This window comes from Saccharopolyspora hattusasensis, from assembly GCF_050972075.1.
Taxonomy (GTDB): domain Bacteria; phylum Actinomycetota; class Actinomycetes; order Mycobacteriales; family Pseudonocardiaceae; genus Saccharopolyspora; species Saccharopolyspora hattusasensis.
This window is the reverse complement of sequence record NZ_JBPCDC010000001.1, coordinates 3204698-3217977: the sequence shown is the minus strand read 5'-3', so window position 1 is coordinate 3217977 and position 13280 is coordinate 3204698. Positions and strand designations below refer to the sequence as shown.

The 13280-nt window shown below is 71.3% G+C and carries 11 protein-coding genes; 7 read left to right on the top strand and 4 right to left on the bottom strand.

Features of this window, described 5'->3' with window-relative positions; all coding sequences use genetic code 11:
* Window positions 1-49: 49 nt before the first annotated feature.
* Both rfbB and rfbD read left to right on the top strand, forming a co-directional pair.
* The gene (gene rfbB / locus ACRXBZ_RS14545) at window positions 50-1039 is read left to right on the top strand and encodes a dTDP-glucose 4,6-dehydratase (protein ID WP_433879579.1); all 990 of its coding nucleotides are present in this window, start codon (window positions 50-52) and stop codon (window positions 1037-1039) included.
* Complete coding sequence (gene rfbD, locus ACRXBZ_RS14540) at window positions 1036-1953, top strand: dTDP-4-dehydrorhamnose reductase (protein ID WP_433879578.1); 918 nt, start codon at window positions 1036-1038, stop codon at window positions 1951-1953. The genes rfbB and rfbD overlap by 4 nt, the downstream gene beginning before the upstream one ends.
* A 173-nt stretch (window positions 1954-2126) precedes the next feature.
* On the opposite strand, the gene ACRXBZ_RS14535 is transcribed toward rfbD, so the two are convergent.
* The 3 genes from ACRXBZ_RS14535 to ACRXBZ_RS14525 all read right to left on the bottom strand — a co-directional run bounded on the left by ACRXBZ_RS14535 (window position 2127) and on the right by ACRXBZ_RS14525 (window position 6851).
* The gene (locus ACRXBZ_RS14535; protein ID WP_433879577.1) at window positions 2127-3185 is read right to left on the bottom strand and encodes a glycosyltransferase family 4 protein; all 1059 of its coding nucleotides are present in this window, start codon (window positions 3183-3185) and stop codon (window positions 2127-2129) included.
* Window positions 3175-5685, bottom strand: a complete 2511-nt coding sequence (locus tag ACRXBZ_RS14530; RefSeq protein ID WP_433879576.1) for a glycosyltransferase — start codon at window positions 5683-5685, stop codon at window positions 3175-3177. Before ACRXBZ_RS14530 ends, ACRXBZ_RS14535 begins: the two co-directional genes overlap by 11 nt.
* 218 nt (window positions 5686-5903) lie before the next feature.
* Window positions 5904-6851 carry a glycosyltransferase family 2 protein gene (locus ACRXBZ_RS14525; RefSeq protein ID WP_433879575.1) on the bottom strand — a complete coding sequence of 316 codons (948 nt, stop codon included), beginning with the start codon at window positions 6849-6851 and terminating at the stop codon, window positions 5904-5906.
* A 177-nt stretch (window positions 6852-7028) separates the two neighbouring features.
* On the opposite strand from ACRXBZ_RS14525, the gene ACRXBZ_RS14520 reads away from it, so the two are divergent.
* From ACRXBZ_RS14520 to ACRXBZ_RS14510, 3 genes are all read left to right on the top strand, one after another.
* The gene (locus tag ACRXBZ_RS14520) at window positions 7029-8123 is read left to right on the top strand and encodes a glycosyltransferase family 4 protein (protein ID WP_433879574.1); all 1095 of its coding nucleotides are present in this window, start codon (window positions 7029-7031) and stop codon (window positions 8121-8123) included.
* A 129-nt stretch (window positions 8124-8252) separates the two neighbouring features.
* On the top strand, window positions 8253-9383 hold the full coding sequence (locus ACRXBZ_RS14515) for a glycosyltransferase family 4 protein (RefSeq protein WP_433883880.1): 1131 nt from the start codon (window positions 8253-8255) through the stop codon (window positions 9381-9383).
* A gap of 170 nt (window positions 9384-9553) precedes the next feature.
* On the top strand, window positions 9554-10414 hold the full coding sequence (locus ACRXBZ_RS14510; protein ID WP_433879573.1) for a glycosyltransferase family 2 protein: 861 nt from the start codon (window positions 9554-9556) through the stop codon (window positions 10412-10414).
* Window positions 10415-10474: 60 nt separating this feature from the next.
* Here ACRXBZ_RS14510 and ACRXBZ_RS14505 read toward each other — a convergent pair whose 3' ends face one another.
* Window positions 10475-10840, bottom strand: a complete 366-nt coding sequence (locus ACRXBZ_RS14505; protein WP_433879572.1) for a hypothetical protein — start codon at window positions 10838-10840, stop codon at window positions 10475-10477.
* A gap of 171 nt (window positions 10841-11011) precedes the next feature.
* Here ACRXBZ_RS14505 and manB point away from each other — a divergent pair, with 171 nt between their 5' ends.
* Both manB and ACRXBZ_RS14495 read left to right on the top strand, forming a co-directional pair.
* Window positions 11012-12109 carry a mannose-1-phosphate guanylyltransferase gene (gene manB / locus ACRXBZ_RS14500; protein WP_433879571.1) on the top strand — a complete coding sequence of 366 codons (1098 nt, stop codon included), beginning with the start codon at window positions 11012-11014 and terminating at the stop codon, window positions 12107-12109.
* A 20-nt stretch (window positions 12110-12129) separates the two neighbouring features.
* Window positions 12130-13041, top strand: a complete 912-nt coding sequence (locus ACRXBZ_RS14495) for a DNA-3-methyladenine glycosylase family protein (RefSeq protein WP_433879570.1) — start codon at window positions 12130-12132, stop codon at window positions 13039-13041.
* Window positions 13042-13280 lie beyond the last annotated feature (239 nt).

The window sequence follows — 13280 nt, the reverse complement described above, 5'->3', positions numbered from 1 at the left end:
CGCACGCGGACCTGCAGCGGGCCGCGAAATCCCGGCGAGGAAGGGCACGATGCGGATTCTGGTCACCGGCGGAGCCGGCTTCATCGGCTCGCACTACGTTCGGCAGCTGCTCGGTGGTGCGTACCCCGCGTTCGCCGACGCCGACGTGGTCGTGCTCGACAAGCTCACCTACGCCGGCAACGAGGCGAACCTGGCGTCGGTCGCGGACAACCCCCGGTTGAAGTTCGTCTGCGGCGACATCTGCGACCGCGAACTGGTCGGCGGCCTGATGTCCGGCGCGGACGTGGTGGTGCACTTCGCCGCCGAAACCCACGTCGACCGCTCGATCACCGGCTCGGACGCCTTCGTGACCACCAACGTCGTCGGCACCAACGTGCTGCTGCAGGCCGCACTCGACGCCGGGGTCGGCAAGTTCGTGCACGTTTCCACCGACGAGGTCTACGGCTCCATCGAGGACGGCTCGTGGCCCGAGGACCACGCTCTGGAGCCGAATTCCCCGTACTCGGCGGCGAAAGCAGGCTCGGACCTGCTGGCCCGCGCCTACCACCGCACCCACGGCCTGCCGGTGTGCATCACCCGCTGCTCCAACAACTACGGGCCCTACCAGTTCCCGGAGAAGGTGCTGCCACTGTTCATCACGAACCTGGTGGACGGCATCCAGGTGCCGCTCTACGGAGACGGGCTCAACGTGCGGGACTGGCTGCACGTAAGCGACCACTGCCGGGGCATCCAGCTGGTGGCCGAGTCCGGGCGCGCGGGCGAGATCTACAACATCGGCGGCGGCACCGAACTGACCAACAAGGAGCTGACCGAGCGGCTGCTGGCGGAGCTTGGCCTCGACTGGTCGGTGGTGCGGCCGGTCACCGATCGCAAGGGTCACGACCGCCGCTACTCGGTGGACCACCGCAAGATCGTCGAGCAACTGGGGTACGCGCCGCAGGTCGACTTCGAGACCGGGCTGCGCGAGACGATCCGCTGGTACCAGGACAACCGCGACTGGTGGGAGCCGCTGAAGGCCCGATCGGCGGTGGCGCGATGAGCCGCCTCGCCGTGCTGGTGCCCGGCGGCCGCGGCCAGCTGGGCTCGGAGCTGGCCCGGATCCTCGCCGCGCGGGCGGGGACGCTGGTGCACCGGCCGGGTTCCCGGGAACTGGACGTCACCGACACCGAGGAGGTCGCCGACGCGGTGGGATCCTTCGCGGAGACGGCGAAGGACGCCGAGTTGCGACCGGTGGTGATCAACGCGGCGGCGTACACGGCGGTGGATGCGGCCGAGTCCGACCCGGACCGCGCGGCCCGGATCAACGCCGAAGGCGCGGCCTCGCTGGCGAAAGCGTGCCGCAGCAGCGGTCTGCCCCTGGTGCACGTGTCGACGGATTACGTGTTCCCCGGTGATGGGGCCCGGCCGTACGAGCCGACGGACCCGACCGGACCGCGATCGGTCTACGGGCGCACCAAGCTCGAAGGCGAACGGGCGGTGCTGGAGTCCGGCGCGCGGGCCTGGGTGGTGCGCACGGCGTGGGTGTACGGCGCGAGCGGCAAGAACTTCCTGAAAACGATGATCCGCCTCTCCGGGGAGCGCGACACGCTGTCCGTTGTGGACGATCAGATCGGCTCGCCGACGTGGGCGGCGGACCTGGCGAGCGGCCTGCTGGAACTAGCCGAACGGGTCGCCGAACGCCGCGGACCGGAGCAGAAGGTGCTGCACTGCACCAATTCCGGCCAGGTGACCTGGTGCGAGTTCGCGCGGGCGATCTTCGCGGCACTCGGCCTGGACGAGAACCGCGTCCACCCGTGCACGACGGCGGACTTCCCCCTCCCGGCGCATCGCCCGGCCTACTCGGTCCTGTCCGACGCGGCCTGGCGAGAGGCGGGCCTGACCCCGATGCGCACCTGGCGGGAAGCCCTGGCGGCGGCCTTCGAGAAAGACGGCGAAACCCTCCGGCCCCGCTGACCGGTCACCCGAAGGGCGCGAGTCGCCCCTGCAGGGCCGCTTCGACGCGATGTCGGCTGGTGCGGCCTGGCGCGGTGTGCACAAGGAGCATTGCCTGATCCGGGGAGACGGAAGAAAGGCCAGGCCGCCCGGGGGCATGACTGGGAGCCTGGCCTGACGCTTGTCTGGGGCGTTCAGCCTGCGGCGAGTCGGTATGCGTTCAGGGTTGCTTCGGCGCAGGTCCGCCAGGTGAAGGTTTTTGCTTGGGCACGGCCCTTTTCCGCGTCTGGGGGACTGGTCAGGGCTTGCTGCAGGGCTTCGTTGAGCGCCATCGGGTCGCCGTAGGGGAAGCGGATCGCTTGGGCCCCCGTGACTTCGCGGAGGGCTGGGATGTCCGAGCACACCACCGGCGTGCCGCAGGCGAGTGCTTCCAGGGCCGGCAGGCCGAATCCCTCGTCGCGGGAGGGGAGGACGAGGGCGCTGGCTCCGGCGACCAGGCGGCGCAGGTGGTCTTCCGGGAGGTAGCCGGTGCGGATGACCGCGTTATGGGTTCCCGCTTCGCCGGGGCCCGCGATGACCAGTGGCGGTAGGCCGGACCCCTTGGCTTCCAAGGCTTCCAGCAGCCCCGGGAGTCCCTTGCGGGGGCCCTCGGCGCCGACGAAAAGCAGGTACTCCGACGGGAGTCCATAGTGGACCAGAAGGTCGGAGTGCATTGGTGTTGCGGAGAACCACTCCGGATCGACGCCGAGCGGAGTTACCGTGACCTTGCCCCGCGGAACGTCGAGGCGGGAGCTGACGGCATCGGCGACCGCAGCCGTCGGCGTGCACACCACCCGCGCCCGCCGGGCGGAACTCCGCACGAGCTCGGGCAAGTCAGGCCCGGCCAGCGACGGGTCGTCCAGGAACGCCAGGTCGTGCACCGTCACCACCCCGCCCGCTCGGATCGACGGTGGCAGCACGAAATTCGTGCCGTGCACCACCTGCGCCGCCCCGGCGAGCAGCTCCACCGGCGGGAAAGTTCCCCGCTGCCAGAGCTTCCGCACGACACGCGCCGGGATCGGCGGCCCCACCGCGCGCGTTCCGGCCGGGGCCAGCGAACGCAACTCCCGCCAGCCGCGCGTGGTGAGCCCGATCAGTCGAACGTCCACAAGGTACGCAAGCTCGGCCACCAGCGACGCGGTGTAGCGCCCGATCCCGGTGCGCCGACCGAGCAGCGGGGTGCCGTCCAGCAGGACGCGCAGATCAGCGGCCACGGAACCGCTCGCCGGCGAGCCGCCGGAGCCGGCCGGTGGCCCGCTTCGCGACCTCGAAAGGCCCGCCCACGTCGAGGTATTCGCGCAGCAGCGCGATGTCGCGGCGCACCGTCTCGACCCGGTTCAGCTGCGGGCTGCGCACGAGCGGCGCGCTCGCCTTGAGCCGGTCCGCGGCCGGGCGCGGGTCGCGGCAGAACTCCGTCAGCGGCGCGAGCACCGACTCCCAGGTGAACCGCTCGCGGACCGGGGCGATGCGGCGGCGGCACTCGGCGGCGAACTCCTCATCGTAGAGTGCCTTCTCCAGCGCCGCGGCCAGCGCGTCCGGATCCTCGGCTGGCACCACGACCCCGATGCCCTCCGCACGCACCAGGTCGGCGAACGAGTCGCCGTCGGTGGTCACCACCGGCAGCCCGGACCACAGGTAGTCCAGTACGCGAGTGCGGAACGCGAACGTCGTCTCCACGTGCTCGAAGTGAGTGGTGACGCCGCAGTCCGCATCGAGCAGGTAGTTCTGCCGCTCGCCGTAGGGCACCCAGGTCTCGTTGAAGAACACGAACTTGTCGGTCAGCCCGAGCCGCCGGGCCAGCCCGCGGGTCTGCTCGGCCATGCCCATCTCCGGCACGTCCGGGTTCGGGTGCTTCATGCCGAGGAAGAACAGCCGGACGTCGTCGTGCTGCTGGGAAAGCCGGTGCATCGCGTGCAGCAGCGTCAGCGGGTCGAACCAGCTGTAGACGCCGCCGGCCCACAGCACCACCTTGTCCTCGGACGCGATGCCGGACCGGTTGCCCTTGATCGCCGGACCGGTGCGGCGCGGCGCGACCGACGGCAGGCCGAACGGCACGACCGAGAGCAGCGAGCGGACCGTCGGGTCGTTGTCGTACAGGCCGGGGGTCAAGCGCCCCAGCGAGGCGAGGTGGCCCAGCCAGAAGTGCCGCTGCCGCTCCGAGGCGCAGAGGAAGAAATCGCCGCGCTGCAGTTGGGCGTTGAGCACCTTGGTGACGCCGGCCAGGTCCTTCGCACGGCGCTCGTCGTCGGTGTCGCGACCCTGTTCCAGCAGTTCCAGGTGCATCGGGTCGTAGACGTCGCACACCACGACCTTGGTGGACCCGACGTGCTTGAGCGCCGGCACCATCTCCAGCACGTGGCCCTGCAGCACCACGACGTCCGCCCAGTCGACGTGGGCACCGAGCTCGCGCGGTTTCGCCGCGACCACTGCGAAACCCGACTCCGGCGGGCTGACCAGCGTGTTGACGCTGACCAACCGGACCTCGTGCTCGGCGGAGAGAACCTCGGCCATGTGCCACGCGCGGATCGCCGGGCCGGCCATCCGCTCGGTGACCGCGTCGCCGGTGATCACCACGACCTTCCGCGGGCGGCCGAAGACCCCGTCCAGCTCGAACGCCTCGACCAGGGCGTCGTGCGCGGCCAGGTAGCGCGGCAGCGGGTAGGCGGGCTCCATCGCCTTGCGCATCAGCGGCACCAGGTCCGCGTCGGTGCGCACGCGCGCCTGCTGCTCCTCTTCTCGGGACCGCTTCAGCGACGGCAGCATCTCGACGAACTGGTCGATGGCCAGCATCCCGGCCAGCGCGGAGCGGTCGATCGGAACCGGGCTGTCGTCCTCGTGGTCGCCGCGCCGGGTGATCTCCAGCTGCGTCGGGTCGATCTCGCCGCGCGCGGTGGCCCGCCGTACGGACAGCGCCATCGCGGCGGGCAGCGCCTTCGCCAGCGTCTCGTCGGAGACGTTCTTGTAGAGCGCCGCCAGCGCGTTGCGCTCCAGCAGGTAGTGCTCCCGCGCCGAGGACACCTCGGCCATCGACGCGTGGTGGCGGTGGAACGTCAGCGAGCGCGGCTCGTAGTGGACGCGCCAGCCGCGCAGGTTCAACCGCCAGCCGAGGTCGACGTCCTCGTAGAACATGAAGAAGCGCTCGTCGAAGCCGTCGAGGGCGGCGAACAGCTCGGCCCGCACGAACAGCGCCGAACCGGTCCCGAACAGCACATCCCGCGCCGCGTCGTGCGAACCGTCGTCGACCTCGCCCGCGTGGCGCTTGTAGCCCATGCCGAACCAGGTCAGGCCGCCGTCGACGAAGTCGATGTGCCGGCCCTCCCAGTCCAGGACCTTGCTGGCGACCGCGCCCACGGTCGGCTCCGACCGCAGCACCGCGACGGCCGCCCGAACCCAGTCGCGGTCCGGCCTGGCGTCGTTGTTGAGGAAGGCCAGCACCTGGCCGGTGGCGTTGCGCGCCGCGAGGTTGCACCCGCCGGCGAAACCGCGGTTGGTGTCCGACTCGATCAGCCGCACCTCCGGCGCGGCGGCCCGGATCTGCTCGGCGCTGCCGTCACCGGAGGCGTTGTCGACGCAGATCACCTCCAGCCGGTCGGCCGGGTAGTCGAGATCCTCGCGGAGCGCGCGCAGGCAGGTGATGGTGTCGTCCGCGCCGCGGTAGTTGACCACGATCACCGACACCACGGGCAGGTTGCTGCGGTCGGACAATTCAGCCACGTCCTAAAGCGTGCACCATCGCCCGGCACGGCCTGCGGGGTGTCGGAGAAATCGCGACCATCCCGACACCTCGAGCCGCCGACCGACATGTCGGGGCGTGTCGGTTCGGGTGGGTGTGTTGGGCGGAGCGAACGGACTGGGTAGGGCTCGTGAGTGATCGTTTCCGGTTCTTACCGATAGGAACACTCACGAGCCCTGCGGGAGGGCGGGTGCTGGATTCAAGCGCCTGCCCACGTCTCCCAGACTTCGTGCCGCGGAACCCGGGCCGCCCGGCCGATCTGATGCCGGGCGCGGAGCGCCGCGGGCAGGCACACGACGACCTCGGCCAGTACGCCGAGCCGCAAGGCGACGCGGAAGTTCGCTGCGTCGGGAACGGAACGACCCCCGGTTGCGCGCCGCAACGGCACGGCGAAGGTGATCGCCGCGAAGCGGGCGAGCTCTCGCGCCGCGACCGCAGCGGGAGCGCAGCGAAGCAGCGTGAGCAGGCGGTTCCGCTCGTTCCAGCGGTGGAACAATGCGGAACCCGGCAGCGTCGTCGCGCCGTGCAGGTGCGAGGCGGCGGCGTCGGGCGCCGGGACGATCCGATGCCCGGCTAGGCGGAGCCGCCACGCGGTGTCGGTGTCCTCGTAGTAGCAAAAGAAGTGAGCCGGCACGCCGCCAGCGGAACGGAGGTGCGCGGTGCGCAGCAGCGCCGCGCCGCCGCAGAAGCCGAACACGCCGCCGGAGGCATCAGGCGCGTCAGCGCCGTGGCCGTCGGCGGTGAGGCGCACGCCGGCGGACTGCACGCGGCCGTCCGGCGTGCGGAGCACGGAGGACGCTGCGGCGGCGGAGCCGTCCGCGTCGAGCGCGCCCTCGAGCGCCGCGAGCCAGCCGGAGGCTGGCGCAGCGTCGTCGTTTAGCCACGCGACGTAAGGAGTGCGGATGCGGTCGAGCGCGGTGGCGATTCCGCCGGCGTAGCCGGTGTTGCGGCGTAGCCGCAGCACTTCCGGCGCCGACGGGTGGGCGGCGACCAGGTCGGCCGTGCCGTCGTCGGAGGCGTTGTCGACCACGAGCGTCCGATGAGGACGGTCTTGGGCCGCCAGTGCGTCCAGGCACGCCTCGATGTGGCCCCGCCCTCGCCAGGTCACCACGACCACGGTGCTGCGCACCCGTTCCGACGCCGTCACGCCCGAAGACGTTACGCACCAGCGCCACCGAGCTGCTCGCAGTCCCCGGTCCTCGATTTCGCACAGCCTTGACCACCTGCGTTAACGGCCCGGTCGGCGGCTTCGTGGGGGCGGCGCTGGACGTCGAGCTCGGGAACCGGCGGTCGCCCCAGCCTGCGGGTGCGAGAAGCTGTGCGGGTGCCCGAGCTCGTCACGATCGCCGAACAGCTGCTCGCACCGGTTCCCGGCGGAACCGGGCGCTATACACGGGAGCTGCTGCGCGCGATGGCCGAAACCGCGCCTAGCGGGTGGGAGCTGAGCAGCGTCGTCAGCCGCGGCGGCGATCCCGAAGCGGCCCGGGTTCCCGGCGTCCACGGGCCGCGGGTGCTGCCGGTCCCGCGCCGCGCGCTGATCGCCGCTTGGGAGCGGGGGTTCCCGTTCTGGCCGGGCGGCGACTCGGTGCACGCCATGACGCCCCTCGCGCCACCCGCGAAAAGCGGGCGCGGTCTGGTGGTGACCGTGCACGACACGGTTCCGTGGACGCATCCGGAAACGCTGACGCCGCGCGGAGTTTCCTGGCACCGACGGGCGATCAGCCGCGCCGCGCGGCACGCCGACGCGCTGGTCGTGCCGACCGCTGCAGTGGCCGGCGATCTCGCGAAGCGCATCCCGATCAACGCTCGCCTGCAGGTCATCGGCGAAGGCGTCACCCCATCCCTGCTGGTCGAACCCGACCCTGCCACCGTCGCGGAACTGGCGTTGCCCGCGCGGTACGTGCTGGCGATCGGCACGGTCGAGCCGCGCAAGGGCTACGAACACCTGGTGCGGGCGATGGCCGAACCCACCGCCCCGGACGTGCCGCTGCTGATCGTCGGCCGCCGAGGCTGGGGCGACGTCGACGTGCCGCGGATCGCCGCCGAGTGCGGCTTGCCACATGTGCGCGTGTTGGAGTCGGTTTCCGACGCAGAACTCGCCGCCCTGCTGCGGAACGCGACGGCGCTGGCCGCGCCGAGCCTCGCGGAAGGCTTCGGCCTCCCGCTTGTCGAGGCGATGGCGCTCGGCGTGCCGATCGTGCATTCCGATGCGCCGGCTCTGGTCGAGGTCGCAGGCGGAGCCGGTGTAACTGTCCCGCGTGCCGACCCGTCCGCGCTCGCCGCAGCCTTGCGCACCGTCGTCGACGTTCCCGCTCGCCGGGACGAACTGATCGCGGCCGGAACCCGGCGGGTCGCGGATTTCACCTGGCAGCAGGCGGCGCTGGAAGTCTGGCGCGTGCACCTCGACATCGTCGGCTGATTTCGCGCAAGCCGGGAACCCGGGCATTGGCGCACCGGGCAAAGCAGGGCAGAACACATTTTCGTCCACTCGTCACGGGCCCGGGCATCCGCACCGTAATCTGCTCAGGTGCACAGAGGCGAGCCGCACATTCTCATCGACGCCACCGCAGTCCCCGCGGATCGAGGCGGCGTCGGCCGGTACGTCGACTCCCTGCTGGCGGCCCTGGACGCGGACGGCGCCCGGCTCACCGTCGCCTGCCAACCGCGCGACGCGGAGCTGTACGCGACCAGCGCGCCGCGCACCGAAGTCGTGCCCGCCACCGAAGCCGTCGCGACCCGGACCGCCCGCCTGACCTGGGAGCAGACCACCCTGCCGCTGCTGGTGCGCCGGCTCGGGATCGACGTCCTGCACTCGCCGCACTACACGACGCCGCTGGCCAACCCGGCCGCGTCGGTGGTCACCCTGCACGATGCGACCTTCTTCACCAACCCGGCGGTCCACTCGCCGGTCAAGGCCAGGTTCTTCCGCGCGTGGACGCGCACCGCGCTGCGTCGCGCAACCCTGTGCATCGTGCCGAGCAAGGCGACCGCGGCCGAGCTGTCCCGCGCCGTACGCGCGGACCGCGCCCGCATGCCTGTCATGTACCACGGCGTCGACCCGGACCGGTTCCACCCGCCGACAACGGAGGAGATCCGGGAGGTGCGCGAGCGGCTGAGCCTGCACGACCAGCCGTACGTGGCGTTCCTCGGCGCACTGGAACCGCGCAAGAACGTGCCGGCGCTGATCCGCGGCTTCATGCTGGCCTGCCAGGGCCGCACCGACTCGCCGGCGCTGGTGCTGGCCGGTCAGCCGGGCTGGGATACCCGCGTCGAACGGGCGCTGGAGGCCGTGCCGCACCGGATCCGGGTGATCCGGGCCGGTTATCTGCCGTTCAAGCAGCTGGCCGGCTTCCTCGGCGGCGCCCACCTGGTCGCCTACCCGAGCATCGGCGAGGGCTTCGGCCTGCCCGTGCTGGAGGCGATGGCCTGCGGTGCCGCGGTCCTAACGACGCGGCGGCTGAGCCTCCCGGAGGTCGGCGGCGACGCCGTCGCCTACTGCGGCGTGGGCGCGGGCGACATCGCGGCTGGCCTGACGGAGCTGCTGGACGACCCGGCCCGCCGAGCCGTGCTGGCCACGGCGGCCCAACTCCGCGCGAAGGAGTTCACCTGGGCGTCCTGCGCGACCCAGCACCGCACGGCCTTCGCCAGAGCCCACCACATCCACACCCGCACCCGCTGACCACGAGCAGCCTCGACTCGTGAGTGCTTTGGGGTGCCCTGGCGACCCCAAACGTGCACGAGCCCTGACCAGGCCAAACGGGGCTTCTGCCGGTGCGCGGACGATGAATTCCACATGGAACTCCGGTCGGGTGGCTGTCCGGTAGGCGGCGTTCGGCAGAATATGGTGGCGTGACCGACGCGCGCACCTACGGCGACGAACTCGCCGTTGTCTCCGTGACTTACTCCCCGGGCGAGACCCTGGAGCGGTTCCTCGACACCCTGGACAAGGCGACGGACCGGTCGGTCCGGGTGATTCTCGCCGACAACGGTTCCACAGACGGCGTTCCGGAACAGGCCGCCGCAGCACGCGCGAACGTCGACTTCGTGCCCACCGGCGGCAACCTCGGCTACGGCAGCGCCGCCAACCGCGGCATGGCCGAACTCGGCGACGAGTACGGCTGGGTCGTGGTCGCCAACCCCGACCTGGAGTGGAGTGCCGGTTCGCTTGACGAACTCCTGGCCGCCGCCAAGCACTGGCCGCGCGGGGGATCGTTCGGCCCGCTGATCAAGGAACCCAACGGCGACGTCTACCCGTCGGCCCGGCTGCTGCCGTCGATCGGCCGCGGCGCCGGACACGCGCTGCTGGGCAAGATCTGGCCGAAGAACCCGTGGTCCAGCGCCTACCGCCAGTCCGAGGCGGCGATCACCGAGCGCCCGGCGGGCTGGCTGTCGGGTTCCTGCCTGCTGCTGCGCCGCGAGGCCTTCGACTCCATCGACGGCTTCGACCCGCGCTACTTCATGTATTTCGAGGACGTCGACCTCGGCGACCGGCTGGGCAAGAAGGGCTGGCTGAACGTCTACGTGCCGAGCGCGGAGATCATGCACATCGGCGGGCACTCGACCTCGGGCTCCTCGAAGCGGATGCTGGTCGAACACCACCGCAGCGCCTACCGCTACCTCGCCGACCGCTACCAGGGGCCGGTCTGGGCCCCGCTACGGTTCGCGTTTCGCGCGGCGCTGACCGCTCGCGCGCGCATCGCGACGCGCTGAGTTCGAGTGGCGTCCTCCGCGCGGGAGTTGCCGCCGCAGTCCCGCGCTCGCAGCGCGGCCTCAGTGGGGGTACTGGTTCGCCTGCGAACCCAGCGGGCCGAACTCGTTCGGTCCGCGCTGCGTGTGGTACGGGTTCGGCGGCAGATGTTGCTGGCCCTGCCCGTAATCCTCCGTCGGCCAGCCGCCGTGCTGCGGCTCCAGCCGCTGGCGCAGGGACTGCTGCTGCGGGTGTTGCTGGGGCTGCTGGCCCTGCGGCGGGAGCACCTGCGTGGTGTCCGCGGAGTCGGCCTGGTTGACGACCTCGCGCGGGATGCGAACGGTGCTCGCGGCGTCCATCGGCGAGGTGGCATTGTCGGGGGTGACGACGAACGCGCCACGTGCCCGCGCGCGAGCAAGTGCTTCGTCGGCTCGGCGACGCGGGTCCATGTGGATGCCCTCTCAGTCGTTCGCAGTCGGTGGTTCGCGTGGGCTGGCGTCGAGGTGGGCACGGCCACTGTGGGCGGGCCCGGTGTTCATTATGCCGTTGCCCCTGCCAGAGTATTCCCCCTAATGGGTTTTCGTCACTGAAGTCCATCAGGTAGAGGAGGATCAACGCCGATGTCCGCGGATTCGCAGGGCCCGGCCGCGTCGCCGACGGCGGAAGCGGTAGTGCTGGTAGGTGGTCGGGGCGTGCGGCTGCGGCCGCTGACCCTGTCGGCGCCCAAGCCGATGTTGCCGACCGCCGGAGTCCCATTCCTGAGCCACCTGCTGTCCCGGATCCGGGCGGCCGGCATCGAGCACGTGGTGCTCGGCACGTCCTACAAGGCGGAGGTGTTCGCCGAGCACTTCGGCGACGGCTCCGAGTTCGGCCTGCGTCTGGAGTACGTCGTCGAGCCGGAGCCGCTGGACACCGCGGGCGCGATCCGCAACGTGGCGGATCGGCTCACCGCCGACGACGTGCTGGTGTTCAACGGCGACATCCTTTCCGGGGTGGACCTGGCGAAGCTGCTGGAAACCCACCGCGGCGCCGCGGCGGACGTGACGATGCACCTGGTCAAGGTCGCCGACCCGCGCTGGTTCGGCTGCGTGCCTACCGATGACGACGGGCGGGTCACCGCGTTCCTGGAGAAGACCGAGGACCCGCCGGTCGACCAGATCAATGCGGGCTGCTACGTGTTCCGCCGCGAGGTGATCGACACGATCCCGGCGGGGCGGCCGGTGTCGGTGGAGCGCGAGACCTTCCCCCAGCTGCTGGCCTCGGGCGCGACCGTGCAGGGCTACATCGACACCTCGTACTGGCTGGACATGGGAACCCCGGCGGCGTTCGTCCGCGGCTCGGCGGACCTGGTGCTGGGCACGGCGCCGTCGAACGCGCTGCCCGGTGAAGGCGGCGAGGCGCTGGTGCTGGACGGCGCGGAGGTCGCCGCCGATGCGGAAGTCTGCGGCGGGACCGCGGTCGGCAAGGGAAGCGTGGTGGAGCCCGGGGCGCGCGTCGTCGAATCCGTGCTTTTCGATGGGGTTCGCATCGAGCGGAATGCCGTGATCGAGCGGAGCGTGATCGGCAGCGGCGCGACGATCGGTGCGGGTGCCGTGCTGCGCGACGCGATCATCGGCGACGGCGCGCGGATCGGTGCGGACTGCGAACTGCTGAACGGGGTGCGGGTGTGGCCGGGCGTTGAGCTGCCCGACCGCGGCGTCCGCTTCTCCGCGGACTGACGGCGTACTTTCGGAGCAGCATGAGCGATGCCCTGACCCGAACCTGGCGCCCGTCGTACCCGCTGGACCTGCCGCGGGTGCTGGCGCCGTTGCGCCGGGGGAGCGGTGATCCGACCACGCGGGTGGATGCGTCGGGCGAGGTCTGGTGGGCAACCACGACCCCGACCGGCCCGACCACGCTGCGGCTGCAGAAGGACGGCACGGCAACGGTGACCGCGACGGCGTGGGGGCAGGGCGCGCGTTCCGTGCTGGACAACGTCCCGGACCTGCTCGGGGATTCCGATGACGACACCGGTTTCGTCGCGGTGCACGACGTCGTCGAGCGCGGTCGGCGCGCATCGCGGGGAGTGCGGTTGTGCACTTCGGGGCGGGTTTGGGACGTCCTGGTCGCCGCGGTGCTGGAGCAGAAGGTCACCAACCGGGAGGCGTGGCGGTCCTGGCGGGAGCTCTGCTGGCGCTTCGGCAGCCGCGCCCCGGGACCGGTGGCGAAGCTCTGGGTGGTGCCTGATCCGGTGCAGCTGCGCCGAATCCCGGACTGGGAGTGGCATCGGGCGGGCATCGACGGAGCCCGCCGCCGCACGCTGATCGCCGCCGCGTCGGTGGCCGGACGCCTGGAGCGAGCGGTCGAGCTGCGCGGAGTCGAGGGCCGGGAGCTGCTGCAGAAGGTGCCGGGCATCGGCCCGTGGACGGCGGCTGAAGTCGCCCAACGGGCCTGGGGCGACCCGGACGCGGTCAGCGTCGGCGACTTCCACCTGCCGACGATCGTCGGCACGGCCCTGGTCGGCCACCCCGTGGACGACGAAGGAATGCTCGAAGCCCTGGCCCCGTACGAGGGCCAGCGCCACAGAGCGGTCCGCTACCTCGGAGCGGCAGGTATCAACCGTCCCCGCTACGCCCCGAGAATGCCGATCCGCAACTACCGCACCATGTAAGGCCCGCCCGTTCGGAGGCCCGCCCGTTCGGAGGCCCACCCGTTCGGAGGCCCGCAATTTCAATGGAAATCGTAGGTCCGATTTCCATTGAAATTGCGGCGATCGCCGCGACGACGTCCGCGGGAGCCCGGGAAAGCGCCCCGCTCCAAGACCGGTGAGGAGCGTCATGAGTCCGGCATTCCGCCCCGTACGCCCACCTAGCGGCCTCGCGACCCCAACCCGGAACTGCTCGTGGCCGC